The organism is Microbispora sp. CSR-4, assembly GCF_008033685.1.
Lineage (GTDB): Bacteria > Actinomycetota > Actinomycetes > Streptosporangiales > Streptosporangiaceae > Microbispora.
In genome coordinates this window covers 142,742-169,428 of sequence record NZ_VJVX01000007.1, presented here as the reverse complement: position 1 = coordinate 169,428, position 26,687 = coordinate 142,742, and the positions used below count along the sequence as shown (strand labels likewise).

Genomic DNA, 26,687 nt, shown 5'->3' with positions numbered 1-26,687 from the left:
TGAGGGGTCGCGTTTGTCATCTCCGCACCGGGGCGCCCTCAACTACCCGTCCGTCCCAGGGCTGCGCCCATCTCACCAGCCGAGAACGCTTGGGCCCTGGGAGGTGGGTTGGCATACATCAATGGAGATGAGGTCAATAACACCTTTACAGGTGTTGCAAAAGAATCCGTAAGTTCAAGCTATGATCTCGCCCGATACTCCAGAGGAAATTTCGTCGTCACCCGCACGTTCTATTACGACTGGACTTTTAAGCGCTACGTCTACGATTGGGGCACTTATTCAAACATCGGCGACAGGATCTGTAGATTCGGTCGTAAAACTGGGGCTACGTGCAGCCATGTGAAGCAGGTCGGGGCCGTAGGTACGGGCGACGACGGGCGAACTTACTACGACCTCACGGTGATGGAAGACCGTCAAGCCGCTGGCGGAGATAGTGGTGGCCCCTGGTACTACGGTAACAGGGCATGGGGCATTCATCACGGCGCATACCAGAAAACCTGGGATTCATTTACTCCGGCCGCGGACCTGTCAAGCGCTCTCGGTGGGTATTATGTATGGACAGCGCCAGTAGGCTCATAGTCTATTGGGGGGGTGCCAAGTAATATTGGCACCCCCATCTTCGTTCATCGGCGACATCTGATGCTCAGATCCATACATACAGATTGAATAGAGCATGAAATCACCGCAGTGGAAGCAAGTTGTCTATCTTGCATTAGTCCCCCTCCTTGTCGCATCCTGTCAAGAGGAGGATGATTGGAAATTCCGCCTGAGCGGTACGGACCCTCGTATCATCATACACAACAACATTGATAATCCGGGTGTAGGCTTAGTGGGCCGCCTTGTCTTTAATCCTAAAAGTAAATGCTTAACGATCAGCTCAATAGTGCGTCCCGATGTCATATATGGGTCGGTTTGGCCCAAGGGGGCGGAGCCCATACTTGCAAACAGAAAGAGAGGTGTGCGCGTGTCGAAGAAAATGATTCTCGAGGGGGACATGATAGATCTAAGCGGATTCATTCAGAACTGGAAAACGCCGCCGAAGGAGCTGGGAAACCTGACGGACTGTATTCCGTCGGGCGGCAAGGTATTTGTCATAAGCTCCACATAAAAGTCTATGTTTGATGATATGCAATATCATCGTAAATGTGGATCTAAAGAACTATATGGCGGACCACCCGGGTTTTAGAGCTGCTCTCAGGGCTATTTACCGCAGCAACCGGTCTGGTGGTCATCTCCTCGTCGGGCAGGCGTAGCCATGCCGGGCCGGACGCCTGGGGTCAAGCTGTCGTTCGCGTGTACATACTCCCGGTGACCTTCCGTTCTGGCTGGTTGTCCTGCCTGCACACGACGGCTTGACTTTGGGCGGCCGGTCTGGCATCCCCTCGGGGGACCGACGAGGAGATGACCGCCCTACCACCTGTACTGTCCCGGCTCATCTCCGAGGAGGGCCGGGGGTGCAGGGGGCGGAGCCCCTTGCGGCTCTTATCTCCGGATCGTCTCGGCGAGTTGGACCGCGTCGTCCTGGCCGCGGTGGTGTTCGATCGTCTGGCCTTCCGTCTTGGTGGCCGGGAGCGCGCGGGCGGCGCCGGCCGGGACCGGCCGAAGAGCCGCACGCCCGGCCGGCTGGCCGACCGGCGCGCGAGGCGGGCCGCCGTAGGCGGCTCGCCCTTGAACCAGTAAAGAAACTCTGAACCACCAAAAGGCAGGGTCTAGATCACGAGGTCGATGCCGTTGTCGCTGAGCTCCTGTGGCGTGAGGTCGGCGTCGGGGTCGTCGGCAAGCTCCGTGTGATAGCCGATCTCGTAGCGGTTGGCGGGGGCCTTGACCTCGGTGACCTCGATCGGACGGCCGTTGGCGTGGGACATCGTGCGCCGGATAATCAGCAACGCCTCGGCATAGTCCAGCCCCAGCAGGGCTCGCTCGTCCTCGTACGCAATGCGGGCCGTCGTCAGGGTCATCCACCTGACCGGGCCGTGCTCGCTAATGAGCGACTGGTAGAAGAAGCCAGGACGCTCGCGGAACTGGTGGTACCGCTTGGGGTCGTCCCAGTCGGTGACCATGTCGGCGTTCGTGTAGGAGTTGATTTCCAGCCGGGCTGACGCGCCATGAATGCGGGCTGTGTGGCCGCGGTGCCACATGCTGCGGCGATGGATCACCGGGTGTCCGGGCCGGACGCCGAGCATGATGGCGACGTCTCGGTTCGCGCTGATTTTCTCGTCGGTGAACAGCGGGGCCTCGGGCTCGACGTCCTTCATGGCCAGGTCCCAGCCGAACTCCTGAACGTCGGGATGGTTGCCGGGAGCGGCCAGGTCCGGCCGGTTCCGGTCCGTGATGATGATGGCGCGCCGCTCGGGCATGGGGCGCACGAACGAGCCTCGTCCGCGCATTACGTAGGCCAGACCCTCGGAGACCAGGGTGTCGATGGCCTTGCGAACCGTGGGACGGGAGACCTCATACTTCCTGACCAGCTCCGGTTCGCTCGGCAGTGCACCACCAGGCGGGTAACGGCCATCGAGGATGGCGGCGCGTAGGTCGGTGGCGATGACGCGCCAACGCGGGTCCTTCTCCTCGGTCTCCATACGATCCCTCCCACTTCTCTCAACACAACTTGTACTACAGGTTGACGAGCACCAGCAACGCACGTCAACATGTACTACAAGTGGTCCTGCAGTAGGAGGGAGGTACCGATCATGAGCGCGAATGACGAACACGATTGGATGACCGACCTCGTTCGGGTCATCAACGCGCCCGGCTATGACCGGTGGCGTTCGATGGTGGCCGCGACAGGCGGCTGTTCTCACCCGATCCACCTGGCCGGCGAATCGGCCATCGTGGACGCGGGCACCGGCGAGGTCCTGCACAGCTACACCACAGCCGACGAGCCGGACGGTCGCCTGCGCATCGCCTGCGGCAACCGGCGCGCCTCGGTGTGCCCGGCCTGCTCGGAGGTCTACCGGGCCGACACCTTCCACCTGATCCGCGCTGGCCTGTCGGGCGGCAAGGGCGTCCCGGAAACGGTCAGCTCCCATCCGCGGGCCTTCGTCACGCTGACCGCTCCGTCCTTCGGCCCGGTTCACTCGCACCGGGACGGGCGTGCCTGCCGTCCTCGGAAGCGTGACAAGGTGTGCGAGCACGGGCGGCCGCTTGGCTGCCATGTCCGGCACGAGCCACGAGATGACCGGCTCGGACAGCCCATCTGCCCGGACTGCTACGACTACATCGGGGCCGTTCTGTGGCAGGCGCACGCGGGCGCGCTGTGGCATCGCTTCACTCTGGCCATGCGTCAAGAGCTGGCCGCACATATGGGAATGAGCCGCCGTGCCTTCGGCAAAGAGGTGCGCGTCTCCTTCGCCAAGGTCGCCGAGTATCAGCGGCGCGGCCTCGTCCACTTCCACTCAGTCATCCGCCTCGACGGCCCGGCAGGAGCCCAGGAACCCCCTCCCGCATGGGCCGATCACGACCTGCTCGTACGGGCGGTCCCACCTGCGCTCGCCCGTGTCCGTCTCTCCTCACCCGAAAGCGAACTCGGGCAGTGGGAGCTGACCTGGGGCGACCAACTCGACATCCGGCCCATCCTCCTCGACGAAAGAGCGGAAGGAGTCAGCGAACGGGCGGTGGCCGGCTACATCGCCAAGTACGCCACCAAAGGCGCGGAAGCCTCCGGCACCGTCGATCACCGCGTGTCGTGCCCGGCCTGCGGCGGTCGTGGGCGGATCACGCTGACTGCTACCTGTGGGCGCTGCCCCGGAACCGGCCTCAAAGCCGGACTCAACCTGGACGCACTGCCGGTCACCGACCACGCCCGGCGCATGATCCGCACCTGCTGGGACCTCGGCGGACGCCCGGAGTTCGCCGCCCTGCGCCTGCGACCCTGGGCGCACATGCTCGGCTTCCGGGGTCACTTCTCCAGCAAGAGCCGCGCCTACTCCCTCAAGCTCGGCGACCTGCGCGGCGCTCGCGCCCAGCACCGGGCCGCCGAAGCACGCGAACGCCACGGGCTGCCCGCCCTCGGCGACGCGACCACGCTCGTCCTCGGCCACTGGCGCCTGGCCGGGATCGGCCACACGCCCGGTGAGGCGATCATGGCCGAGCACATCCGCCAGCGCGTCCAGACCGCCCGCGCCATCAGGGCAGAGCGCGAGGACGGATGACCCCACCCCCATCCGCCGATCGGCGGCTCTACCGAATCCCCGACGCGATGCGCCTGCTCAGCCTCAGTCGCAGCGTCATCTACGAACTCATCCGCTCGGGGCGACTCCGCTCCGTCCGCCAGGGCCGTACCCGGCTCATCCCGGCCTCGGCCATCGACGACTACATCCGGCTACTGGAGAAGGAGGCAAGGAAGGCATCATGACCGCCCGACGCAGCAAAGGAGACGGCGGCCTGCACTGGGACGAACAGCGGCAACGCTGGATCGCCTCGGTGACCCTGGGCTACTCCCCTGCGGGGAAACGCATCGTGAAGAAGGCCAGCGGCAAGACCAAGACCGAAGCCAAGGCCAAGCTCAAAGAGATAATCCGCGACCACGAAGACGGCCTGGCCATCGCACCGACCAACTACACCGTGAGCGACGCCGTGACCTACTGGCTCGCTCACGGCCTGGGTGGCCGGTCCCCCAGCACAGTCCGGATGTACACGACGTTCGCGGAGACCCACATCCTCCCGGCGCTCGGCGCGCGCAAGCTGCGTGACCTGTCCGTGGAGGACGTGGACTCCTGGCTGGCCAACAAGAAGGGAGAACTCAGCACGCGCTCGCTCAAGCTGATCCACGGCATCCTGAACCGCGCGGTCAAGAGCGCGATGCGCCGCGACAAGGTGAAACGGAACGTCGTCGATCTCTGCGAGATCCCCGAAGGGCGCGCGGGCCGTCCCTCTAAAGCACTCACCCTGCCGCAGGCTCAGGCCATCCTCGACGAGGCGGCCAAGGCCAGCCCACGCATGCGGGCGTACATCGTGCTCTCGCTGCTGATCGGCGCTCGGACCGAGGAGCTTCGCGCGCTCACCTGGTCACACGTCGTCGCGTACGACGAGGAACGACAGGCGTGGCTACCCGTCGCCGAGGCCGGCTGGGACCAGGAGGAGTTCGCCATCCACGTCTGGCGCTCGGTCCGCCAGAAGGGCGACACGAAGACCGTGAAGTCCCGCCGATCCCTCAAGCTGCCCCGCCTCTGCGTCGACGCCCTTCATACCCTGGCTGACAAGCAGACCTCCACTGAGTCCGATCTCGTCTTCCGTACCAAGAACGAAACCGCGCTGACCGCGCACAACGTACGACGCGATTTCCGCAAGATCCTCGACAACGCCGATCTCGCCGGCAAGGACTGGTCCCCACGGGAGATGCGGCACAGCTTCGTCTCGCTGCTGTCGGACTCCGGTGTCCCGATCGAGGACATCTCCCGCCTCGTCGGCCATCGGAACACCGTGGTCACCGAGACCGTCTACCGCAAGCAGATCCGCCCGGTGCTCATGCAGGGCGCGGAGAAGATGGACAGCCTCTTCGAGGCATAGTCACTCAGATAGTCACTCGGTCCGCGAAAACAAGATCGGCAACACGCCGTTTCACCAGGTGGGCGGTACTGGGTTCGAACCAGTGACCCCTCGCTTGTAAGGCGAGTGCTCTACCGCTGAGCTAACCGCCCGGACCGGACTACACCTTACGACACCGACCCGCCTCTCAGCACATCGAGTGACCAGTCGGCGCCCGCGTCGCCGTCTCCCGCGGCCTGCCAGCCGAGTAGGGCCGCGCCCAGCATGCCCGCCCGGGTGCCCAGGGCGGCCGGGCGTACGGGCGGGGGCTCGCGGAAGGCCAGCCGACCGGCGAGCCGCTCCTTCAACGGCTCGAACAGGGTTGCGCCTGCCTCCGCCAGGCCGCCGCCGATGACGATCAGGGCCGGGTCGAGCACGAGCACGTACGACGCGAGGGCGATGGCCAGGGCCTCGATCGCCTCGCCGAACACCTCGGCGGCCACCGGGTCTCCCGCGACCGCGAGTTCGACGACCTCCTTCGCTGTCGCCGTACGGCCGGAGCGGTCGGTGAAGCGCCGGGCCACGGCCGAGGCGGAGGCGTAGGTCTCCAGGCAGCCGATCTGCCCGCAGGCGCACTTCTCCCCCGCGGGCCAGACGGCCGCGTGCCCGATCTCGCCGCCCCACCCGTGCGCTCCGCCGTACGGCTCGCCGCGGAGCACCACCGCTCCCGCGATGCCGGTGCCGATGGGCAGGAAGAGGAAATCGGCGACGTCGCGGCCCGCGCCGAAGACGCTCTCGGCCAGGCCGCCCGTACGGACGTCGTGGCCGAGCCGCGCCGGGACGCCCGGCGGCGTGAACGCCTCGGCGGGCACGTCGCGCCAGCCGATGTTGGCCGAATAGACGGCGGTGGACGCGGTGACGATGCCCGGTACGGCCAGGCCAACCCCGGCGGGCTCGGCGCCATACCGGGAGCGGCCGAGGTCGGCGATCTCGCCGACGTAGGCGCGCACGGCGTCCACGACCGCGTCAGGACCGTCCTCACGCCCCGTGGGACGCCCGGCGAGGACGGTGACCTCGCCGCGCCGGGTGACGAGGCCGCCCTTCATGGAGGTGCCGCCCACGTCCAGGGCGACGACGTACGTCACGAGCGGCCCAGGACGCGGTCGAGGGCCGCCTCCACCTCCGCGGCGAGGCCGGGCATCCGGGCGGAACCCGGCGGGCCGGCCGTGACGAGCGGCTCACCGGCGCGGGCGAGCCGCACCTCACCGCAGGAGCGGCACTCGATCTCCCCCAGGCGGCAGATCAGCGCGATCGAGCCGCACGAGGCGCACGTGTCGAGATCGAGATCGTGCACGCGCTGGCAGTCCGGGCAGACGAGGACCTGCGCCTCGTGGCGCACCGCGCGCTTCCATGGGCTGGCGCCGCGGACGGGGTCGGTCTGCCGGGCCCCGCACCGGTAGCAGGGCATCGTGGCCTCCAAAAGGGCGAGTCGGAGTCGGAGTCGGATATGTCAGTGCCCGGGGGCGGGCAATGAAACGATCAGATGTCCGCGAGCGCCTTGCGGTACTCGTCGAGATCGCGTGCGGAACCGATCGGGTTGACGACCTTCCAGCGCACGATGCCTTCGCCGTCGATGATGAACGTGCCCCGGAGCGCGAGGCCCCTGTCCTCATCGAGGACACCGTACGCCCGGGCGACCTCACCGTGGGGCCAGAAATCCGACAACAGGGGAAAAGTGAAACCCTCCTGGTCGGCCCAGGCGCGCTGGCTGAACATCGAGTCGACCGACACCGCCAGCACCTGGACGTGCGGAGGCAGGGAGCCGGCGAGCTCGTCGCGGATGGCCGCGAGCTCGCCATGGCAGACGGGGCTGAAGGACAGGGGATAGAAGACGAGCATCACGGTTTTTCCCCGCAGGCCGGACAGGCGCACGGGGACTCCGTGCTGGTCCTTGAGCGCGAAATCCGGAGCCCGCTGCCCGACCTCTATCGCCATGAGCAGTCCCTCCCCAGGTGTCCGCTCATCATCCTGCCGTACGGCATCCCCGGGCCGTACGGCAGGGCAATACTCAGCGGCGGGCCTTCGGGGCGACGAGCCTTGTGCCCGACCAGTCCCTGGCGGCGCTCACGCTGCTCGTCTGCGACAGACCCGCGGTCGCCGCGTCCTCGCCGATGTCGCTGGGCTCCACGTGGCCCTCGCGCCCCGCCTTGGGGGTCAGCAGCCAGATCTGGCCTCCGTCGGCGAGTGCGGTCATCGCGTCGCTCAGCGCGTCGAAGAGGTCGCCGTCGCCGTCACGCCACCAGAGCAGCACCACGTCGACGACGTCGTCGTAGTCCTCGTCCACCAGCTCGTTGCCGGTCAGCTCCTCGATGGACTCGCGCAGCGCCTCGTCGCAGTCCTCGTCCCAGCCGACCTCTTGCACCACCTGACCGGCTTTGAGGCCGAGTCGTTCGGCCAGGCCGCGCTCGTCCTGCGCCTGACCCGCGGTCGCGCTCACGTTTATCCCTCCTGCTTGGGTGACCCCGCCCAGTTTGCGGTTGTCCCGGCTCGTTGAGAGCCATGCTTCGGCACAGTCCACACGCTGCGACCCTTCGTCGTCAACGGTCGCCACGGCGGGTGACCCGCACCGTTATCTCTTAATCGGTCAAAAACGACAAACGAACACGCCTGTCGGGGTTGTCGACGTTGAGATCGACCAGGGCGACCGACTGCCAGGTCCCCAGCGCCAGCCTGCCCGCGAGGACGGGAACGGTAGCGTACGGCGGAATGAAGGCGGGCATGACATGCGATCTCCCGTGCCCGCGAGAGCCGTGCGCATGCCGCCACCGGTCGTCCGCCGGCAGCAGGTCTCCCAGGGCGGCCAGCAGGTCCTCGTCGCTCCCGGAGCCGAGCTCGATCAGCGCCACGCCCGCCGTCGCGTGCGGGACGAAGACGTGCAGCAGCCCGTCTCCCCCGCACTCGCGCACGAAGTCGGCGCACTCCTTCGTTATGTCGTGCACGCGCTCGCGCGCGCCGGTCCGCACGTCGATCACCGTCGATTTCACATCCGCGATATTACGATTCGCGCTGAGCTGGGACGACGACGGCGTCCGGTCCGGGGAAGACGAGCGCCTCGTGCCCGTCCTCATATCTCACCAGGAACGGCGGGCCGCCCTCCGGGCCGCGGACCTCGACGATCACACCGTGCTTCTCGTGGTCGCCCACGACGGCACCGTGCACCACCAGCCGGTCCCCTACCGTTGCATGCATCTCGGTCCCCCTCTCTCCTGAGCCTGGTACGGCTATCGCCACCTGGAAAGAGGAGAAACCCTCCTCTCCTCAGAGGAAGGGACAACTCATACCAAAACGTTACGTGGCCGCCACACGACCGCCCGGCCCCGTCCGCTTGTCCCGGGCGACATGCCGCAGACCTGGAAACAGACGAGTAGAGAGCGTGCCGTAGACGATTACAAATCGTCGGGGATCCCGGCCGCGCGACGACTTCGCCGGGCCTTCCGGATAAGGCTCGGCAAGGCCGGGTAGGGGGGTTCCGACCAGGCACGATATGACCTCTGAGACCCTGCGGCGCCCCCGGCGGCGGCCAGGAATGGATGGTGGGTAAAAATCGTCCTACCATCGGTGGTCTAGGCCAAGAACTGCCCCGCAGCCAGCGCGGACGGTTCGGTTACCGGGAAGTAGAGATGCACTTTCCGGTAGGACGAGACAGGATGGAAGAAGACCGCAACGCCGCGATCAAGCGCTGACTGCATCGCAGCAGGCAACCCAGACGTAACAGATCCGACGAGACACAGTCCATTCTCGGAAGGCGAGACCCAGTGGCTTCCGGACGCCAGCGTTTTTCGATCATCAGTGACGGCCTACCCAGCCAGTTGCCTGATGTCGATCCGAGCGAGACCAGCGAATGGCTCGAATCGCTCGACAACGTCATCAAGACCGAGGGTCGCACCCGGGCCCGCTACCTGATGCTCCGGCTGCTAGAGCGCGCCCGCGAACACCAGGTCGGCGTGCCCGGCCTGCGCAGCACGGACTACATCAACACCATCCCACCGGAGCGTGAGCCCTGGTTCCCAGGGGACGAGTACGTCGAACGCCGCATCCGGGCCTACATCCGCTGGAACGCGGCGGTGATGGTGACCCGTGCCAACGCGCGGACCAACGTCGGCGGCCACATCGCCACCTACGCGTCCGCGGCCTCGCTCTACGAGGTGGGCTTCAACCACTTCTTCCGCGGCAAGGACCACGGGGAGTCGGGCGATCAGGTCTTCATCCAGGGCCACGCGGCCCCGGGCATCTACGCCCGTGCCTTCCTTGAGGGCCGCCTCGACGCGGCCCAGCTCGACGCGTTCCGCCAGGAGCTGTCCCACGGGATCAAGGGCCTGCCGTCCTACCCGCACCCCCGGCTCATGCCGGACTTCTGGGAGTTCCCCACGGTCTCCATGGGCCTCGGCCCGATCGGCGCGATCTACCAGGCGCGGTTCAACCGCTACCTGCTCAACCGCAAGATCAAGGACACCAGCCGCAGCCACGTCTGGTGTTTCCTGGGCGACGGCGAGATGGACGAGCCCGAGTCGCTCGGCGCGATCGGCGTCGCGGCCCGCGAGGAGCTCGACAACCTCACCTTCGTCATCAACTGCAACCTGCAGCGGCTCGACGGCCCGGTACGCGGCAACGGGAAGATCATCCAGGAGCTGGAGTCGTACTTCCGCGGTGCCGGCTGGAACGTCATCAAGGTCGTCTGGGGCCGTGACTGGGACCCGCTGCTCGCGGCCGACGTCGACGGCGTGCTGGTCAACCAGATGAACACCACGCCCGATGGCCAGTTCCAGACCTACTCGGTCGAGTCGGGCGCCTACATCCGCGAGCACTTCTTCGGCGGCGACCCGCGCCTGCGCAAGATGGTCGAGCACATGACCGACGACGACATCCGCAAGCTGTCGCGCGGCGGTCACGACTACCGCAAGGTGTACGCCGCGTTCAAGGCGGCCCGCGAGCACGTCGGCCAGCCGACCGTCATCCTGGCCCAGACGATCAAGGGCTGGACGCTCGGCAAGGACTTCGAGGCGCGCAACGCCACGCACCAGATGAAGAAGATGAGCAAGGCCGAGCTCAAGGAGTTCCGCGACCGGCTCTACCTGCCCATCCCCGACAAGGACCTCGAGGCCGACCTCCCGCCGTACTTCCACCCGGGCGAGAACAACGACGAGATCGCCTACATGAAGGAGCGCAGGGCGGCGCTCGGCGGCTACCTGCCGAAGCGAGTAGTACGCGCCAAGCCGCTCAAGCTCCCCGGCGACCCCGTCTACTCGGGCCTGCGCAAGGGCTCCGGCAAGCAGAACGTCGCCACCACCATGGCGTTCGTCCGCCTGCTCAAGGACCTCATGCGCGACAAGGAGATCGGCGCCAGGTTCGTGCCGATCATCCCGGACGAGGCCCGCACATTCGGTGTGGACGCGATGTTCCCGACCGCCAAGATCTACTCGCCCCACGGGCAGACGTACGAGGCGGTCGACCGCGAGCTGCTGCTGTCCTACAAGGAGTCGACCGAGGGTCAGATCCTGCACGAGGGCATCAGCGAGGCCGGCTCGATGGGCTCGGTCCTCGCGGCGGGCACGTCGTACGCCACCCACGGCGAGCACATGATCCCGGTCTACATCTTCTATTCGATGTTCGGGTTCCAGCGGACCGCCGACCAGATGTGGCAGCTCGGCGACCAGATGGGCCGGGGCTTCCTGCTCGGCGCCACCGCCGGCCGCACCACGCTGAACGGCGAGGGCCTGCAGCACGAGGACGGCCACACCCCGCTGATCGCCTCGACCAACCCCGCCGCCGTGGCGTACGACCCGGCGTGGGCGTTCGAGATCGCGCACATCGTCAAGGACGGCCTGCGGAGGATGTACGGGGAGCACCCCGAAGACGTCTTCTACTACCTGACCGTCTACAACGAGCCCTACCCGCAGCCGGCCGAGCCGGAGAACGTGGACGTGGAGGGCATCCTCAAGGGCCTCTACCTCTACGCCCCTGCGACGGGCGAGGGGCCGAAGGCGAACATCCTGGTGTCCGGCGTCGCCGGCCCGTGGGCGCTGGAGGCACAGCGGATGCTGGCGGAGGACTGGGGCGTGGCGGCCTCGGTCTGGTCGGCCACCTCCTGGAGTGAGCTGCGCAGGGACGCCCTGGCCGTCGAGGAGCACAACCTGCTCAACCCCGACGCCGAGCAGCGGGTGCCGTACGTGACCACCAAGCTGTCGGGTGTGCCGGGGCCGTTCGTCGGCGTCAGCGACTACATGCGCGCCGTCCCGGACCAGATCGCCCAGTGGGTGCCCGGCGACTGGACCTCGCTCGGCACCGACGGCTTCGGCCTGTCCGACACGCGTTCGGCGCTGCGCCGCCACTTCCACGTGGACGCGGCCTCGATCACGCTGGCGGTGCTGACCCAGCTCGTGCGGCGCGGCGAGGTCAAGGCCGAGACGCTGCAGGAGGCCGTCGCCCGCTATCACCTCAAGAACGGCGTGACCGAGGTGACGGCTCAGCAGACCCCGGAGACCAACGACACCCAGTCGATGGGCGTCTGATCCGCGGATCGTTTCGGCGGCCCCCGCTCCGGCGGGGGCCGCCGTCGTTTCCGGAGCCCTCACCCCACGCGGAAGTCCGGAGCCCTCACCCCACGCGGGAGTCCGGAGCCCTCACCCGCGCCGGAAGCGGGGCTGTGTCCGGGGCCCTCATCCCGCCTGAGCGGCGCGGATGCGGCCGTGGCGTGCGTTACCGGCCGGTCCCAAGCCACCTCCAAGCGGGTAACAAGAACGTTCCATCACGCTTGCGGCCGTGGATGGAAATCTCAGGAAATACTTCGGCAGACTGACCGGGGGAATGGCCGCGACGGCGGCGTTCGCCCTGCTCGTCGTGGCCGCTCCCGCTTCGGCGGACACCGGGGACGAGGTCCCCGTCGGCACCCGGCTGGCCGCTCGCACCCACCCGGCCGTGCAGCTCACCAGCATCACCTATTCCGGCGAGGTCGTCGTCCCGAGCAGCCAGGCCAAGGAGGCCGCGTGGGACCAGCTCACCAACGAGGCCACCCGGGCCGTGCTCACCGGCAAGATCCCCTCTGACGAGCGGAGCATCGCCAAGTTCCTCTTCCAGCGCGTGGCGGCCGACGTCGACCGGTATCTCCGGCCCGTCGGCCCGGAACGCACGGTCAAGGCTCAGGTCGGCGGCATGTGCACGGGCTGGTGGGTGACCCCCGACGGCTACATGGTCACCGGCGCGCACTGCGTCGAGATGAGCGACGAGGAGCTGTCGCAGACCTTCGCGCGGCAGGCGCTGGAGAAGTTCAACAAGCAGGACGCGAAGGACATGATCAACGCCCTGCGGAACTTCGAGGCCGACAAGGAGATGATCGAGCTCGTCCAGCAGATCTACGTCACCTTCAACAGCACCCACCTGGAGATCCGCGGCCTGCGCAAGAGCCTGTCGGTCCTGCAGAGCCTGCCCGGCGGCGGCGTCGACAAGACGGCCAAGGAGGTCCCGGCCGAGCTGGTGTCGGTCGGCGAGAGCTACCCGGGCAAGGACTTCGCGCTGCTCAAGGTCAACGGCCGGCAGAACCTGCCGACCGTGCCGCTCGGCGATGACGCCGACGTGCAGACCGGCGACACGCTCTACATCAGCGGCTTCCCCGGCCTGGTGACCAACACGCCGTGGTTCAGCGTCGAGTCGAAGCTCGACCCGGCGCTGACCGAGGGGCCGTACAACGCCAAGCGCACCACGCAGGAAGGCGTGCCGTACGTCCAGACGCAGGCGCCCTCCTATCACGGCAACTCCGGGGGTCCCGTCTTCAGCCGGGCGGGCAAGGTCGTCGGCATGCTGATCGCCGGCACCGTGAGCGAGAACGGCGAGGCGTCGGAGAACGAGAGCTTCGTGCTCCCGGTCTCGATCATCAAGGAGAAGCTCAACGAGAAGAACGTCAGGCCCGCCGCGTCGCTGACGACGACGAAGTACAACGAGGCGCTCGACGACTTCTTCCAGCGGCACTACAAGGACGCGCTGCCGAAGTTCCGCGAGGTGCAGGCGCTGTTCCCGAGTCACCCGTACGTCGCGAAGTACATCACCGACTCCCAGCAGGCGATCTCGTCCGGCAAGGACGAGACCCCGCAGCCGTTGTGGCTGTGGATCGCCGCCGGAGCCGGTGCGCTGGTCGTGGCCGGCGGCGGTCTCCTGCTGCTGATCCTGATGCGCAGGCGCAGGAAGACCGCCTTCTCCGCGCAGGGACAGTCGCCCTCGCCCGCGTACGGCGGGCCGTATTTCCAGGCCGACGGCGGCGGTGGCTACCCGGCGCAGGTCGGCGCCGGCTACGACCGGCAGCCGGTGAACGGGCACCTGCTGCCGCAGGGCCGGCAGCCGCAGAGCCTGCCGCCGGCCAACGGCCACCGGCCCGGGCGGACGTCCGGAGACCACGAGGTCCCGCCCTCGCGCGACTTCGATCCCCAGCGGCCTGGCGTGCGTTACGACCGCCAACGGCCGGACATGGGCGACGACTCCCAGCGGCCGGACGCGGGCAACGACCTTCAGCGACTCGACGGCGCGACACGGTATGTGCGTCCAGCTCCCTCGCCCTATGGGCAGCAGTGGTCGCAGGCCGCACCGGGCCAGGGCCAGGATCAGGTTCAGAGCCAGGTTCAGAGCCAGGTCCAGAGCCAGGGCCAAGTCCAGGGTCAGGGCCAGGCCGGCTCCGGCGCCCCGGACATCGCCGACCTGGAGCGGGAGATCGCCGAGCTGCGCCGCCAGTTGCAGCACCGGCAGGTGCAGCACCCGCAGGTGCAGCACCCGCAGGTGCAGAACCGGCAGCCGGAGGCATGACGAGGCCCCGCCACGGCACGTGTGGCGACGCGGCGGGGCCGGCCGCCCGTGTCGGCACCTCGAACGGGCGGCCGGCGGACCCCACCCGACCGGCGGGGGTGGGGAACGGCCGTCCGAGCGCCCTGACGGCCCGGAGGGGAAGGGCCCGGGGGGAAAGGCACCGCAGGGGAAGCACGGGGGGATCCCGGCGGGCGTTCGGACGGCCTGGGTGCGCTCCGGCCGGTCAGGAACCGGCCGGGGCGAAGATGCCGAAGAGGTTGCCGGACGGGTCGTGAAGGTAGGCGAAGTCGGGGCCGCTCTCGTTGCCCACGACCTGGCTGAGCACCTTCCCGCCCAGGGTTTCCACGGTGCGGCAGGTCTCGGCCACGTCCCGCACGAGCACGGTGAAGATGGCGTGACCGGGCATGTCGCCGCGGGTGCCGAACACGCCGCCGCTCACCTCGTCGTCACCGTCGTAGCTGATGAGCCGGTAGTCCATGCCCATGGCGGCCGAGTTCTCGTCGGTCTGGAACCGCCAGCCGAACAGGTCACCGTAGAAGCGCTGGACCCCCTCGGGATCGTCGCTCGCGATCTCGAACCAGGCGACGGTGTTGACGGCTGGGGCGGCGGGAGTGGTCATCGTCGGTCTCTTTCTTCCGTGGCGCTCTGCAGTTGCGCCCTGCTTGTCGCGCCCTGCTTGTCGCGCCTTACTTGTCGCGGCTTGTCACGCCCTGCTGTAGCCCTCTGTGGCGGGCGCTCTCTCCTGTGCGACGGCGGCGGCGTGTCGAGCGGGGAAGGTGCTCGATGGGCCACGGCCGGTCCGTCGTCGTGTGAGTAGAGCCTCCCGCTCCCTCGCGACACCCCCCTGTCGGCGTTTCCGAAGACTCACGAACATTTTTTCGAAGAAACGATCAGTCGAGCACCGGCGTGCGCGCGATCATGTCAGGCACCCCGGCGTCGAACGCTTCCAAAGGCCGGCCTGGCACCGGATCCTCGGTGAGGACGGCCTCGACGATGCGGTCGAGCCGGAAGACGCGGACGGCGTCGCGCAGGCGGCACCAGGCCACCAGGTACCCCCCCCCGCTCCGCCCGCCGACGAACGCCCCGGGCTCCACCTCCCTGGTCGTGAGCACACCCTGCGCGTCGCCGTAGTGGATGCGCAGGACGACGCCCTTGAGCAGGGCCTCCTCGATGACCCGGCCGATCGACCCGGTGTAGCGGGACTCCGGCTTGTCGTCGGTGAGGATCTGCACGCGGGCGGCCAGTTGCCGGGCTCGGTCCCCCTCGGGGCCGGGCATGGCGGCGACGAGCTTGCGCAGCGCGCTGCGCGCCTCGTCGGCGAAGGGCTGCTGTTCTGTGCGGCTCAGGGCGATCGCCACCGCCACGGCCTCGGCGGGGGTGAAGTTGAGCGGGGGCAGGGACATGCTCTTGTCCAGCGCGTATCCTCCCCTGCGCCCGACCTCCGCGTAGATCGGCACGCCGGCCTGCTGCAGCGCGGAGATGTCCCGCTCGATGGTCCGCGAGCTCACCTCGAAGCGCAGGGCGAGCTCACGCGCGGACCGGCAGCGCGGGGAGATCGCCCGCAGGTCCTCGACGATCGCGTAGAGCCGGTCGGTACGGTTCACGCCGCAGAGGGTAGGCCACCCCACCGACATTTCTCGCTGACGCGTTCGACTGCATCCCATCAATCCAGGTCATAGTGGGTCAGCGCGAACGGCGCGGTCAGCCGCCGACGGCCTCGGCGAGCTCGGCCAGCCGGTCGCGGCCCGGCTCGGGGAAACGCTCGTCCATGACCTCGGCCCAGGAGATCCGGTCGAGCCGGAAGACGCGGACGTCGTCGCGTAACCGGCACCACGCCACCAGATACCAGTGCCCGCCCCGCCCTCCGAGGCAGATGCTCGGCTCGACGTCCCTGACGGTGGGCACACCCTTGCTGTTGACGTACTCAAGGCGCAGCACGTGCCGCCCGCGCAGCGCCCTGTCGATGGCGCGCTTCACCAGGTCGGGGCCCGCGAGCGCGTACCCGCCCTGGTCGAGCCGGATGGGGACACCGGCCTCCCGGAGCTTCGCGACGTCGCGCACGACGGTGCTCTTGCTGACGCCGAGGCGCGAGGCGAGCTCGCGGGCCGACAGGCACCCGGCGGATTCCAGCTCCCTCACCAGCGCGTCGCGGCGTTTCATGATTCGACGCTACGTCGATCAGTGCGGCCAAACCCGCACAACACACCTCACTCGGACGCCACAGCACCATCACCCCATGCCTGCGACAACCTCCCAGGACCGGGTGTTACGGATGCGTTCGGGCGGTATCCCGCACAGGGCGGCGCGCTCGCACCCGAACCGCTGCCAGTCGAGCTGGCCGGGCGCGTGCGCGTCGGAGTCGATCGCGAACTCGCAGCCCATCTCGTACGCCAGCCGCATCAGGCGCTTGGGCGGGTCGAGCCGGTCGGGCCTGGAGTTGATCTCCACCGCGACGCCGAACCTCCGGCACGCCTCGAAGACGACCTCGGCGTCGAACCGCGACTCAGGCCGCCCGCGTCCGCGTACGACGCGGCCGGTGCAGTGCCCGAGGACGTCCACGTCGGGGTCGGCCACCGCCGTGACCATCCGCCGGGTCATGTCCGCGGCCTCCATCCGCAGCAGCGAGTGGACGCTCGCCACCACGACGTCGAGCCGTCCGAGCAGCTCCGGCTCCTGGTCGAGCGAGCCGTCGGCGTTGATGTCCACCTCGATGCCGGTCAGGATCCGGAACGGCGGGCCGCCCTCCCCCGCGTACCGCTCGTTGAGCTCGGCGACGACGTCGAGCTGACGCCGCAGCCGGTCGGCGGACAGACCGTTCGCGATGGTCAGCCGGGGTGAGTGGTCGGTCAGCGCCAGGTATTCGTGACCGAGCGCGCGGGCGGCGTCGGCCATCTCCTCGATCGGCGATCCGCCGTCCGACCAGTCGGAGTGGCTGTGGAAGTCGCCGCGCAGCGCCGACCGCAGCGCCTGCGCGGCCTCGTCCAGGTCGACGTCCTTGGTGTCCTCAAGCCGCCGCAGGTAGGTCGGCACGGCGCCGTCCAGCGCCTCCGTGATGGCCAGGGCCGTCACCTTGCCGATGCCCCGCATGCCGGTCAGGCCGCCGGTGCGCGCGAGCCGTACGAGCTCCTCCCGGGGCAGGCCCTCGATCGCGGCGGCGGCGCCGCGGAAGGCGCGCACGCGGTAGGTCGGCTCGCCGGCCCGTTCGAGCAGGAAGGCGATGCGCTTGAGCGCCTCGACGGGGTCCACAACCGGCACGCTACCCGGCGTACGGAGCCTCAGCCGGGCCGGAGATAACAGACGCATCAGGAACCCGGCACCTGCCTGTCCCGTTCGTCCAACCAGACGATAATGTGTGCCGATCTCGACAGCAGGAGCCCGATTGGCAGAGCCCGGGGAGAGCCCCCCACCCACGACGCCACCCGGCGGCTCCTTGCCGACCCATCCCATGGCCATGAGCGCGCAGCCGCCGGGGACACCGCCGCCCTCCGGCGGCATCAAGTCCTCCACCGCGATCAAACTCGGCACCCTCGGCGTGCTGTCCGTCCTCGTCGTCGGCTTCTGCGCGGCGCAGGACGACTACGACGAGGTCGGCGCCGACTGCGTGGACACCTCGACGCTCAACCTCGACGGTTCCTACCTCGTCGTGGACGACGACTACTGCGACGACGACGGCGGCCGCAGCCACTACTACGGCTCGCACGGCGCGTACCGCTGGTACTACGGCGGCATCCGGAACGGCAGCCGGGTCTACCGCGGCACGACCGTACGGCCGGCCGACGCCCACATCACGACCCGGTCGGGGCGGGTCGTGCAGCGGGGCGGCTTCGGCTTCCACTTCGGCGGCGGCGGCTGAGCGGGGCCGGCACGTGCGCAGGCTGAGCTCGGCGCCCAGGGAGGACTGGGCCGCCCTCGTCGAGTCGCAGGGGCTCGCGTTCCACCGCTCCGCCCACCCCGTGGGCCTCACCCGGCCCTACTGGGACGAGAGCGTCCACTACGTCTTCACGATGGACGAGGTCCTGGCGCTGGAGGAGCAGGTCGAGGAGCTGCACCGGATGTGCCTGGCGGCGGCCGACCACATCGTGACCTCCGGCCGGTTCGCCGACCTCGGCATCCCCCCGCACTGCCGCGCGGCCGTCGCGGAGTCGTGGCGGCGGCGCGACCCGCACGTCTTCGGCCGGTTCGACCTGCGGTACGACGGCACGGGCCCGGCCAAGCTGCTGGAATACAACGCCGACACCCCGACGAGCCTGGTCGAGAGCTCCGTCGTGCAGTGGTTCTGGCTGAAGGACGTCTATCCGGAAGACGACCAGTGGAACTCGATCCACGAGCGCCTGGTCGACCGCTGGAAGTCGCTCACGCTCCAGACCGGCCCGGCCCACTTCGCGTGGACCAGCGCCGACGAGACGGGCGAGGAGGCGATGACCATCGGCTACCTCCAGGAGACCGCGGAGCAGGCCGGGCTGGTCACTGCGGCGATCGCCATGGAGGACATCGGCTGGGACGCGCTCAACCACAGGTTCGTCGACATGGAGCACCGGGTCGTCCGCACGCTGTGCAAGCTGTATCCCTGGGAGTGGATCGTCGCCGAGCCGTTCGCGCCGCACGCGCTCGCCCAGCAGGTCTCGATGACGTGGATCGAGCCGCTGTGGAAGATGCTGCTGTCCAACAAGGCCCTGCTGGCGATCCTTTGGGAGCTATATCCGGGCCACCCGAACCTGCTGCCCGCCTACCTCGACGGTCCCCGTGAGCTGGCCGGTGGGCCCGGCTACGTACGCAAGCCGCTGCTCGGCCGCGAGGGCGCCTCGATGCGGATCTCCGCACCGGGCGTCGAGGTGGAGACCGAGGGCGACTACGGCACAGAGGGCTTCGTCTACCAGGAGTTCCTGCCGCTGCCGGACTTCGACGGCTGGCGTCCGGTGCTCGGGGCGTGGGTCGTCGACGACGAGTCGGCCGGACTCGGCATCCGGGAGACCTCCGGCCTCGTCACCGACGACACGTCCTCTTTCGTCCCCCACCGCATCCACGGCTGAAAGCGAAGGCCCCCGTGAACACCACAACCTCCATCGGCGACGTGCTCGCGCACGGCGCCCTGGCGATCCTCGCGTACGCCATCCTGGGCGTGCTGCTGCTCGTCGCCGGGTTCTACGTCATCGACCTGGCGACGCCCGGGCGGCTCAGCAAGGTCATCCGCACCGACCGCAATCCCAACGCCACGATGCTGGCCGCCTCCAGCGTCGCCGGCGTCGGGCTCGTCGTGGCGGCCTCCATCTGGTCGTCGGGCGGCGCGCTGCAGGAAGGGCTGCTCGCGACGCTCGTGTTCGGCCTGGTGGGCATCGCCGTGCAGACGCTCGGCATGGTGGCCTTCGACAAGGTCGCCGGCATCTCGGTGCGTGAACTCGTCCAGGAAACGACGCTGCAGCCCGCCGCCGTCCTCCTCGGCGTGACGCACTTCTTCATCGGCCTCATCACGGCCGTCGCCGTCATCTGACCGGCGCCGGCGACCTCCGGCCCCGCGCCCATGAAAGATTCATGGGCGCGCGTGAGGAGCCCCAGGTGGGAGCGCCGTACGCCGCGGCAGCGAGTTTCCGGAGATGCGCCCGTATAGACCGTTCCTGCCCGTAGGGCCTACTCTCCTCCTCGTGTTCACGGGGACCACGGCGTCCGGGCGACCGGCGGAGGAGCCGCCCCGGAAAAGCAGCGACCCCGACGACACCCTGGAGGCAGCCGCCGTGGACGGAACGGCCGTCGCGGAGCCCGGAGACGCCGCAGGCACCCGGGCGGCAGGCGAGACAGAGCCCGCGGAGACCCCCGACGCCACGGCCACCGCCGAGCCGCAGGAGCGGCCGGACGGCGAGGCGGACCCGCAAGGCCCGTCCGCGGGGATCCTGCGGTCCAACCGGCACCTGATCGCGCTGTCCGTGCTCTGCGCGCTGTCGACGGCCCTCAACTGCACCCTCTCGCTGCTCAGGCTCGCCCACTTCCAGGTGGCCACCTACGACCTGGTCATCTTCGACGAGGCGGTGCGCGGATACTCGCACTTCTCGGCGCCCACCGTGCCGCTGCGCGGGGTCACCGGCGGCTTCGGCATGGACTACATCCAGCTCGCCGACCACTTCTCGCCGATCCTGGCCGTGCTGGCGCCGTTCTACTGGCTGCACGACGGGCCCGAGACGCTACTCGTCGCGCAGGCCGTGCTGTTCGCCCTGGCCATCCCGTTCCTGTGGAAGTTCACCCGCCGCGTGCTGGGCACGCCGCACGCCTACCTCGTCTCCGTGGCGTACGCCATCTCCTGGCCGATCGCGCAGGCGACGGCGGTGGAGTTCCACGAGGTGGCCTTCGTGCCTCTGCTGAGCGCGATCGCCGTCGAGCGGCTGCACGCCGGGCGGCGGCTGCCGGGGCTGCTCGCGGTGGCCGGCCTCCTGCTCACCAAGGAGGACCTGGGCCTCATGGTGGCGGGCCTCGGCGTCTGGCTGTTCTTCACCGGGCAGCGCAGGCTCGGGACCGGGCTGGTCTTCACCGGCGTGGCCGTGTTCGAGGTCGTACGCAAGTTCCTGATTCCGCTGGCGGGCGGCAACCCGGCCTACTACACGCGCTACTCCAAGCTCGGCGATGACCTGCCGCAGATGCTGTGGAGCGCCGTCACGCACCCGCTCCAGTTCGTGGGCATGCTCTTCGACGACCACTCGAAGTGGGACACCTGGGGCCTGCTGCTGTGGCCGGCGCTGTTCCTGTGCCTGCTGTCCCCGCTGTTCCTGGCTGCGCTGCCGCTGATCCTCGAACGGCTGCTCGCCGACTCCGACAACTGGTGGTCGACCGGCTGGCATTACGACGCGTTCGTGATCATGGTCCTGCTGATGGCCGGGGTGGACGGCGCCGCCCGGCTCATCCGGTGGCTGGAGCGGCGCGGGGTGCCGCGCCCCGGGCACGGCCTGCGGCTGGCCTACGCCGCCGCGGTCTTCGCGGTCGCGGTCACCACGGTCCCCTACCGGCCGTTCGACAACCTGATGAGCCCGGACTTCTACCAGCCCGATCCCCGTACGGAGGCCAGGGAGCAGGCCATCAGCATGGTCCCCGAAGGCACGGTGGTGGAGGCGAGCGACGACTTCGGCGCGCGGCTGTCCGGCCGGGCGACCGTGCTGTGGTGGGACTACCAGAAGCGGGGCACGCCCTGGATCGTGGCCTCCGTCAACAACGACCTGCGCGGCGTGGTGGACAGCTACCTGACCGAGGGCTACGAGCTGCGCTTCGACCGCCAGGACATCGTCGTCCTGCACCGCATCGGCTCCTGAGGCCGCCGCGCCGCATCGGCGCCCGAGACCGCCGCACCGCGTCGGCGCCCGAGACCGCTGGGCCGCGTCGGCTCCTGAGCCCGCGGCCCGCCGCTCCGACCTGCGGTGACGCCGCCCACACACCCGTGCGGCACGATCAATGCGATGACCTGGCACGCTAGAGGGCGTGAGCGAGCGGGGCGCGTGGAACGGCGGGCAGATGCGTACGGACGGGCAGAACGACGACGTCGTCCGGACGGCCGGAGACGGGGTGCCGATGAGCGACGGCGTCCGGGACGACGACAGGATCCGCGAGGACGACAAAATCCGGGAGGACGACAGGATCCGGGAGGACACGGCGCGGCGGCTCGACCGCGCCATGGGCAGCCTCGGAACGGCCGCGATGGCCCGCATGGAGGAGCGGCTGGCCTGGTATCGCGCGCTGTCGGCCGAGGACAGGTCGTGGGTCGGCCTGGTGGCGCAGGCCGGGATCGCGGCGTTCGTCGAGTGGTTCGGCCACGCGGGCGAGGGGCGGCCGACGCCGAGCATCGAGTTCTTCGGCACCGCGCCGCGCGAGCTCAAGCGCAGCGTGTCGCTCCAGCAGACGGTCGATCTCGTCCGCATCGTCGTCGAGGTCGTCGAGGCCCAGGTCGAGGAGCTGGCCGCGCCCGGCGGCGCGGAGCTGCTGCGGCACGCGATGCTGCGCTACACCCGCGACGTCGCCTTCGCCGCCGCCCAGGTGTACGCCAGGGAGGCCGAGGCGCGCGGCTCGTGGGACGCGCGGCTTGAGGCGCTGATCGTGGACGCGCTGGTGCGCGGCCAGGTCGACGACGGGCTGCACTCGTGGGCCGCCGCGCTCGGCTGGACCTCCGCGCCGGTCGTCGTCTTCGCCGGGTACGCCCCGGACGAGGACCCGCAGAGCGTCATCGACGGCCTGCGCGACAAGGGGCGCCGTCTCGGCCACGAGCTGCTCGCCGGGGTGCAGGGCGACCGGCTCATCGTCATCGTCGGCGGCGCGGACGGCGTCAAGGACGCGGCGCGCGGCGTGGTGGCGCGCTTCGGCCCCGGGCCCGTCGTGATCGGGCCAGAGGTGCCCGACCTGCACGCGGCGGCCAGGTCGGCCCGCGCCGCCATCGCGGGCCTGCGTGCCGCCGCCGGGTGGCCCGACGCCCCGCGCCCGGTGCTCGCCGAGGACCTGCTCGCCGAGCGCGCGCTGGACGGCGACGAGGACGCCCGCGCCCAGCTTGTGGAGAACGTCTACAAACCGCTCGCCGGGACCCCGCTGCTCGACACGCTCGCGACCTACCTGGAGCAGGGGACCTCGCTTGAGGCGACGGCCAGGCTGCTGTTCGTCCATCCGAACACCGTGCGATACCGTCTACGTAAGATCACGGAACTGACCGGGTATCAGCCCACGGAGGGGCGGTCCGCATTCACCCTCCAGGTGGGTCTCATACTCGGGCGTCTGTCCGTAACCTGAGCCGGGTGCCTTAATCTGCTCGACACCGAAACTGTAGGTACCCCACAACACGGCAGCGGCAAAGTTCGTTCGGATCTCCATCAGTGTGGTGAACCTCTACAGGGCAGGGTTGAGTACGTGCTCGTCATCGTCGCTCCGGGCCAAGGCGCCCAAACCCCAGGATTCCTCAGTCCGTGGCTCGAGATACCCGAGTTCCGCGACCGGATCTCCGCGTGGTCGGAGATCGTGGAGCTCGACCTCGTGGCGTACGGGACGACCGCGGGCGCCGATGAGATCCGCGACACCGCCGTGGCCCAGCCCCTGCTCGTGGCCGCCGCCCTGGCGTCGTTCGAGACGCTCGGGATCAGGCCCGACGTGGTCGCGGGACACAGCGTCGGCGAGCTCGCCGCGGCCGCGATCGCCGGGGTGCTGACCCCCGAACAGGCCCTCGCCCTGGTGCGCGAGCGCGGCCGGGCGATGGCCAAGGCCGCCGCCGTCACCGAGACCGGCATGACCGCGGTGCTCGGCGGCGCGGAGGAGGACGTCCTCGCCGCCATCTCCAAGCACGGACTGACCCCCGCCAACATGAACGGCGCGGGCCAGATCGTCGCGGGCGGCACGCTGGCGCAGCTGGAGGCCTTCGCGGCCGAGCCGCCGGAGAAGGCGCGGGTGCGCCCCCTGGCGGTCGCCGGAGCCTTCCACACCGTCCACATGGCCCCCGCCGTCGACCACCTGCGCACCGAGGCCGCGGCGCTGACCCCCGCGGACCCGTCGGTCACGCTGCTGTCCAACTCCGACGGCGCGGCCGTCTCCGGCGGTGCCGAGTTCCTCGACCGGCTGGTTAACCAGGTGGCCAGCCCGGTCCGGTGGGACGCCTGCATGGCGACGATGGCCGAGCGCGGCGTCACCGCCATGATCGAGCTGCTGCCCGGCGGCACGCTGACCGGCCTGGCCCGGCGGGCCCTGCCCGGAGTGAAGACCGTGGCGCTCAAGACCCCTGACAACCTGGACACCGCCCGGGAGGTGCTGCAGTGAAGCTCGGCCAAGGCGCCCCCGCGGCGAGGATCCTGGCGTTCGGTGGCTATCAGCCCGCCAACGTCGTGACCAACGACGATCTCGCCGCCCGGCTCGACACCAACGACGAGTGGATCCAGAGCCGCGTCGGCATCAAGGAACGCCGTGTGGCGGGCCCGGAGGAGTCCGAGATCGACCTCGCCGTGCAGGCGGGTGGCAAGGCCCTCGCGGCCAGCGGCCTGTCCAGCGACGACATCGACCTGGTGATCGTGGCGACCTGCACGATCGAGGCCCCCATCCCCAACGCCGCCGGCCGCGTCGCCCACCGGCTCGGCATCACCGCCCCCGGCGCCTTCGACATCAACGCCGCCTGCGCCGGCTTCTGCTACGCGCTGGCCGCCGCGTCCGACGCGGTGCGGTCGGGTTCGGCGACCAACGTGCTGGTGGTCGGCAGCGAGAAGCTCAGCCAGTGGGTCGACAGCGAAGACCGTTCGACCGCCGTGATCTTCGCCGACGGCGCGGGCGCCGCGGTCGTGGGCCCCTCCGACCGGCCCGGCATCGGCCCGGTGGCCTGGGGCAGCGCCGGTGACAAGGCCGAGGCCATCCAGGTCAAGGACCGCCGGTCCTACCTCTATCAGGAAGGCCAGACGGTGTTCCGCTGGGCCACCACCGCGCTTCACCCGGTGGCCAGGCTCGCCTGCGAACGTGCGGGCGTGGACCCCTCCGACCTGGCCGCCTTCGTCCCCCACCAGGCGAACCTGCGGATCGTCGAGTCCATCGCGCGCAAGCTGGGCGCCGACAACGCCGTCGTCGCCAGGGACATCGTGCTCGCCGGCAACACCTCCGCCGCGTCGATTCCGCTCGCGCTCTCGCGCATGATCGAGCGCGGCGAGGTCCAGTCGGGCGGTCTGGCGCTGCTGCTGGGCTTCGGCGCCGGCCTCACCTACGCCTCCCAGGTGATCGAGATCCCCTGAGGAACTTGTACGGCCTGCCGTACAGAGCTGGGGCAACCCAGGAAACCGGAAGACAGCAAATCCAAGGAGTAATCGCGACATGGCACTGACCGAGCAGGAGATCCTCGCGGGCCTCGGCAAGATCATCAACGAGATCACCGGCATTTCGGCCGACGAGGTCACCCCGGAGAAGAGCTTCGTGGACGACCTGGACATCGACCCGCTCTCCATGGTCGAGATCGCCGTCGCGGCCCAGGACGAGTTCGGCGTCGAGATCCCCGACGACCAGCTCAAGACCCTCAAGACCGTCAAGGACGTCATCAGCTTCACCCAGGCCTGAGTCCCCCGGCCGCACGGGCGTGCCCGCCCCGCCTCCCGCGAGGCGACAGGGCGCGTCCGGCCCCCTTTCACGCCCCGATACCAAGAGGAGTGCAGACAAGTGAGTAAGGACCGGGTACGTGTCGTAGTCACCGGGCTCGGCGCGACGACGCCCCTCGGTGGAGACGTCGCATCGACCTGGTCGGCGCTCCTCGAGGGGCGGTCGGGCATCCGCCCGCTCACCGAGGACTGGGTCGACTCCGTTCCGGTGAAGTTCGCCGGCACCGCGGCCGTCGATCCGGCCGAGGTCCTGCCGCGGCCGGAGGCCCGCAGGCTCGACCGCAGTGAGCAGTTCGCGCTGATCGCCGCCCGCCAGGCATGGCAGGACGCGGGGGCCCCCGAGGTTCCCTCCGAGCGGCTCGGCGTCTGCGTGTCCAGCGGCATCGGCGGCATCGGCACCACGCTGTCGGCCTACGACACCTTCAAGGAGAAGGGCTGGCAGCGGCTGTCGCCGTTCACCGTTCCGATGCTCATGCCGAACGGCCCGGCGGCCTGGGTGGGCCTGGAGCTCGGCGCCATGGCCGGGGTCCACGCCACCGTCTCCGCCTGCGCGTCCGGCGCCGAGGCCATCGGCTACGCCATGGAGATGATCCGCAGCGGCCGGGCTGACGTCGTGGTCGCCGGCGGCACGGAGGCCGCGATCCACCCGCTGAACATGGCGGCCTTCGCGGCGGCCCGGGCCATGTCCACGAGGAACGACGAGCCCGAGCGGGCCTCCCGCCCCTGGGACCGGGGCCGTGACGGCTTCGTCCTCGGCGAGGGCGCCGGCCTGGTCGTGCTGGAGTCGTACGAGCACGCGGTGGCCCGCGGCGCCCGCATCTACGCGGTGGCGGCCGGCCTGGGCATGTCCGCCGACTCGCACCACATCACCCAGCCGGAGCCCGAGGGCCGCGGCGTCATGATGGCGATGACCCAGGCCCTGACCGACGCGGACCTGACCGGCCGCGACATCCTTCACGTCAACGCGCACGCCACCTCCACTCCCGCGGGCGACGTCATCGAGGCGCAGGCCATCCAGAAGTCGATCGGATCGCATCCCCTCGTCACGTCGACGAAGTCGATGACCGGGCACCTGCTCGGCGGCGCCGGCGGCATCGAGTCGGTGTTCACGATCAAGGCGCTGGCCGAGCGCGTGGTGCCGCCCACGATCAACCTGGACGACCTCGACGAGGGCGTCGACGTGGACATCGTGCGCGCCAAGCCGCGTGACCTCCCCGAGGGGCAGATCGCCGCGGTCAACAACTCCTTCGGGTTCGGCGGACACAACGTCGCCGTGGCCTTCACGACGGTTTGACATAGGGA

26 protein-coding genes and 1 tRNA gene are annotated in these 26,687 nt (G+C 69.3%); 15 read left to right on the top strand and 12 right to left on the bottom strand.

Annotated elements, in window-relative coordinates:
• Window positions 1-108 precede the first annotated feature (108 nt).
• On the top strand, window positions 109-579 hold the full coding sequence (locus tag FLV34_RS09200; protein ID WP_147942868.1) for a hypothetical protein: 471 nt from the start codon (window positions 109-111) through the stop codon (window positions 577-579).
• A gap of 1,130 nt (window positions 580-1,709) precedes the next feature.
• On the opposite strand, the gene FLV34_RS09195 is transcribed toward FLV34_RS09200, so the two are convergent.
• The gene (locus FLV34_RS09195) at window positions 1,710-2,579 is read right to left on the bottom strand and encodes a GntR family transcriptional regulator (RefSeq protein ID WP_147942867.1); all 870 of its coding nucleotides are present in this window, start codon (window positions 2,577-2,579) and stop codon (window positions 1,710-1,712) included.
• A gap of 138 nt (window positions 2,580-2,717) precedes the next feature.
• On the opposite strand from FLV34_RS09195, the gene FLV34_RS09190 reads away from it, so the two are divergent.
• The 3 genes from FLV34_RS09190 to FLV34_RS09180 are packed head-to-tail and all read left to right on the top strand — an operon-like array spanning window position 2,718 to window position 5,508.
• A complete protein-coding gene (locus tag FLV34_RS09190; RefSeq protein ID WP_261985712.1) occupies window positions 2,718-4,151 on the top strand; it encodes a replication initiator in 1,434 nt (477 codons plus the stop codon).
• Window positions 4,148-4,354: a helix-turn-helix domain-containing protein gene (locus FLV34_RS09185; protein ID WP_147942865.1), complete on the top strand. Its 207-nt coding sequence runs from the start codon at window positions 4,148-4,150 to the stop codon at window positions 4,352-4,354. Before FLV34_RS09190 ends, FLV34_RS09185 begins: the two co-directional genes overlap by 4 nt.
• Window positions 4,351-5,508, top strand: coding sequence for a site-specific integrase (locus FLV34_RS09180; RefSeq protein ID WP_147942864.1), 1,158 nt, complete (start codon window positions 4,351-4,353; stop codon window positions 5,506-5,508). The genes FLV34_RS09185 and FLV34_RS09180 overlap by 4 nt, the downstream gene beginning before the upstream one ends.
• Before the next feature lie 59 nt (window positions 5,509-5,567).
• Here the strand turns inward: FLV34_RS09180 and FLV34_RS09175 are convergent.
• The 7 genes from FLV34_RS09175 to FLV34_RS09145 all read right to left on the bottom strand — a co-directional run bounded on the left by FLV34_RS09175 (window position 5,568) and on the right by FLV34_RS09145 (window position 8,715).
• Window positions 5,568-5,639 (bottom strand) — tRNA-Val (locus FLV34_RS09175).
• Window positions 5,640-5,654: 15 nt separating this feature from the next.
• The gene (locus FLV34_RS09170) at window positions 5,655-6,611 is read right to left on the bottom strand and encodes an ROK family protein (protein WP_142645679.1); all 957 of its coding nucleotides are present in this window, start codon (window positions 6,609-6,611) and stop codon (window positions 5,655-5,657) included.
• Entirely contained in the window at window positions 6,608-6,934 is a 327-nt protein-coding gene (locus FLV34_RS09165; RefSeq protein ID WP_142645680.1) for a hypothetical protein, read from the bottom strand. The genes FLV34_RS09170 and FLV34_RS09165 overlap by 4 nt, the downstream gene beginning before the upstream one ends.
• A 71-nt stretch (window positions 6,935-7,005) precedes the next feature.
• The gene (locus tag FLV34_RS09160; protein ID WP_185948918.1) at window positions 7,006-7,461 is read right to left on the bottom strand and encodes a peroxiredoxin; all 456 of its coding nucleotides are present in this window, start codon (window positions 7,459-7,461) and stop codon (window positions 7,006-7,008) included.
• 73 nt (window positions 7,462-7,534) lie between these two features.
• Window positions 7,535-7,963: a DUF3052 domain-containing protein gene (locus FLV34_RS09155; RefSeq protein ID WP_142645682.1), complete on the bottom strand. Its 429-nt coding sequence runs from the start codon at window positions 7,961-7,963 to the stop codon at window positions 7,535-7,537.
• Window positions 7,964-8,102: 139 nt separating this feature from the next.
• Complete coding sequence (locus tag FLV34_RS09150; RefSeq protein ID WP_142645683.1) at window positions 8,103-8,510, bottom strand: secondary thiamine-phosphate synthase enzyme YjbQ; 408 nt, start codon at window positions 8,508-8,510, stop codon at window positions 8,103-8,105.
• 10 nt (window positions 8,511-8,520) lie between these two features.
• Complete coding sequence (locus FLV34_RS09145) at window positions 8,521-8,715, bottom strand: DUF1918 domain-containing protein (protein WP_142618036.1); 195 nt, start codon at window positions 8,713-8,715, stop codon at window positions 8,521-8,523.
• A gap of 566 nt (window positions 8,716-9,281) precedes the next feature.
• Here FLV34_RS09145 and aceE point away from each other — a divergent pair.
• Window positions 9,282-12,035, top strand: coding sequence for a pyruvate dehydrogenase (acetyl-transferring), homodimeric type (aceE, locus tag FLV34_RS09140; protein ID WP_142645684.1), 2,754 nt, complete (start codon window positions 9,282-9,284; stop codon window positions 12,033-12,035).
• Window positions 12,036-12,285: 250 nt separating this feature from the next.
• On the top strand, window positions 12,286-14,313 hold the full coding sequence (locus FLV34_RS41345; protein ID WP_261985711.1) for a serine protease: 2,028 nt from the start codon (window positions 12,286-12,288) through the stop codon (window positions 14,311-14,313).
• A gap of 223 nt (window positions 14,314-14,536) precedes the next feature.
• Here the strand turns inward: FLV34_RS41345 and FLV34_RS09130 are convergent, their stop codons facing one another.
• From FLV34_RS09130 to FLV34_RS09115, 4 genes are all read right to left on the bottom strand, one after another.
• Window positions 14,537-14,932: a VOC family protein gene (locus tag FLV34_RS09130; protein WP_147942863.1), complete on the bottom strand. Its 396-nt coding sequence runs from the start codon at window positions 14,930-14,932 to the stop codon at window positions 14,537-14,539.
• A gap of 271 nt (window positions 14,933-15,203) precedes the next feature.
• Complete coding sequence (locus FLV34_RS09125; protein ID WP_222709453.1) at window positions 15,204-15,917, bottom strand: YafY family protein; 714 nt, start codon at window positions 15,915-15,917, stop codon at window positions 15,204-15,206.
• Between the two features lie 97 nt (window positions 15,918-16,014).
• Window positions 16,015-16,473: a YafY family protein gene (locus FLV34_RS09120; protein WP_142645687.1), complete on the bottom strand. Its 459-nt coding sequence runs from the start codon at window positions 16,471-16,473 to the stop codon at window positions 16,015-16,017.
• A gap of 69 nt (window positions 16,474-16,542) precedes the next feature.
• Window positions 16,543-17,559, bottom strand: coding sequence for a PHP domain-containing protein (locus tag FLV34_RS09115; RefSeq protein WP_221889864.1), 1,017 nt, complete (start codon window positions 17,557-17,559; stop codon window positions 16,543-16,545).
• 205 nt (window positions 17,560-17,764) lie between these two features.
• Here FLV34_RS09115 and FLV34_RS09110 point away from each other — a divergent pair, with 205 nt between their 5' ends.
• The 9 genes from FLV34_RS09110 to fabF all read left to right on the top strand — a co-directional run bounded on the left by FLV34_RS09110 (window position 17,765) and on the right by fabF (window position 26,679).
• On the top strand, window positions 17,765-18,166 hold the full coding sequence (locus tag FLV34_RS09110) for a hypothetical protein (RefSeq protein ID WP_261985710.1): 402 nt from the start codon (window positions 17,765-17,767) through the stop codon (window positions 18,164-18,166).
• A gap of 13 nt (window positions 18,167-18,179) precedes the next feature.
• On the top strand, window positions 18,180-19,343 hold the full coding sequence (locus tag FLV34_RS09105; RefSeq protein ID WP_147942861.1) for a glutathionylspermidine synthase family protein: 1,164 nt from the start codon (window positions 18,180-18,182) through the stop codon (window positions 19,341-19,343).
• A gap of 14 nt (window positions 19,344-19,357) precedes the next feature.
• Window positions 19,358-19,801, top strand: a complete 444-nt coding sequence (locus FLV34_RS09100; protein ID WP_142645690.1) for a DUF350 domain-containing protein — start codon at window positions 19,358-19,360, stop codon at window positions 19,799-19,801.
• 151 nt (window positions 19,802-19,952) lie between these two features.
• Window positions 19,953-21,602, top strand: coding sequence for a DUF2079 domain-containing protein (locus FLV34_RS09095; RefSeq protein ID WP_168065659.1), 1,650 nt, complete (start codon window positions 19,953-19,955; stop codon window positions 21,600-21,602).
• Between the two features lie 256 nt (window positions 21,603-21,858).
• Window positions 21,859-23,061 carry a CdaR family transcriptional regulator gene (locus FLV34_RS09090; protein WP_142645865.1) on the top strand — a complete coding sequence of 401 codons (1,203 nt, stop codon included), beginning with the start codon at window positions 21,859-21,861 and terminating at the stop codon, window positions 23,059-23,061.
• 117 nt (window positions 23,062-23,178) lie between these two features.
• The gene (locus FLV34_RS09085; protein WP_142645692.1) at window positions 23,179-24,075 is read left to right on the top strand and encodes an ACP S-malonyltransferase; all 897 of its coding nucleotides are present in this window, start codon (window positions 23,179-23,181) and stop codon (window positions 24,073-24,075) included.
• Window positions 24,072-25,028, top strand: coding sequence for a beta-ketoacyl-ACP synthase III (locus FLV34_RS09080; RefSeq protein ID WP_142645693.1), 957 nt, complete (start codon window positions 24,072-24,074; stop codon window positions 25,026-25,028). The genes FLV34_RS09085 and FLV34_RS09080 overlap by 4 nt, the downstream gene beginning before the upstream one ends.
• A gap of 79 nt (window positions 25,029-25,107) precedes the next feature.
• Window positions 25,108-25,347, top strand: coding sequence for an acyl carrier protein (locus FLV34_RS09075; protein ID WP_147942860.1), 240 nt, complete (start codon window positions 25,108-25,110; stop codon window positions 25,345-25,347).
• A gap of 99 nt (window positions 25,348-25,446) precedes the next feature.
• Entirely contained in the window at window positions 25,447-26,679 is a 1,233-nt protein-coding gene (gene fabF / locus FLV34_RS09070; protein WP_142645694.1) for a beta-ketoacyl-ACP synthase II, read from the top strand.
• Window positions 26,680-26,687 lie beyond the last annotated feature (8 nt).

Excerpts from the sequence above, each read along its gene's own strand:
- FLV34_RS09195 (WP_147942867.1), bottom strand. The coding sequence starts at position 2,579 with ATGGAGACCGAGGAGAAGGACCCGCGTTGGCGCGTCATCGCCACCGAC.
- FLV34_RS09190 (WP_261985712.1), top strand. The coding sequence starts at position 2,718 with ATGACCGACCTCGTTCGGGTCATCAACGCGCCCGGCTATGACCGGTGG.
- FLV34_RS09185 (WP_147942865.1), top strand. The coding sequence starts at position 4,148 with ATGACCCCACCCCCATCCGCCGATCGGCGGCTCTACCGAATCCCCGAC.
- FLV34_RS09180 (WP_147942864.1), top strand. The coding sequence starts at position 4,351 with ATGACCGCCCGACGCAGCAAAGGAGACGGCGGCCTGCACTGGGACGAA.
- FLV34_RS09165 (WP_142645680.1), bottom strand. The coding sequence starts at position 6,934 with ATGCCCTGCTACCGGTGCGGGGCCCGGCAGACCGACCCCGTCCGCGGC.
- FLV34_RS09160 (WP_185948918.1), bottom strand. The coding sequence starts at position 7,461 with ATGGCGATAGAGGTCGGGCAGCGGGCTCCGGATTTCGCGCTCAAGGAC.
- FLV34_RS09145 (WP_142618036.1), bottom strand. The coding sequence starts at position 8,715 with ATGCATGCAACGGTAGGGGACCGGCTGGTGGTGCACGGTGCCGTCGTG.
- FLV34_RS09130 (WP_147942863.1), bottom strand. The coding sequence starts at position 14,932 with ATGACCACTCCCGCCGCCCCAGCCGTCAACACCGTCGCCTGGTTCGAG.
- FLV34_RS09120 (WP_142645687.1), bottom strand. The coding sequence starts at position 16,473 with ATGAAACGCCGCGACGCGCTGGTGAGGGAGCTGGAATCCGCCGGGTGC.
- FLV34_RS09110 (WP_261985710.1), top strand. The coding sequence starts at position 17,765 with ATGAGCGCGCAGCCGCCGGGGACACCGCCGCCCTCCGGCGGCATCAAG.
- FLV34_RS09090 (WP_142645865.1), top strand. The coding sequence starts at position 21,859 with ATGAGCGACGGCGTCCGGGACGACGACAGGATCCGCGAGGACGACAAA.
- FLV34_RS09075 (WP_147942860.1), top strand. The coding sequence starts at position 25,108 with ATGGCACTGACCGAGCAGGAGATCCTCGCGGGCCTCGGCAAGATCATC.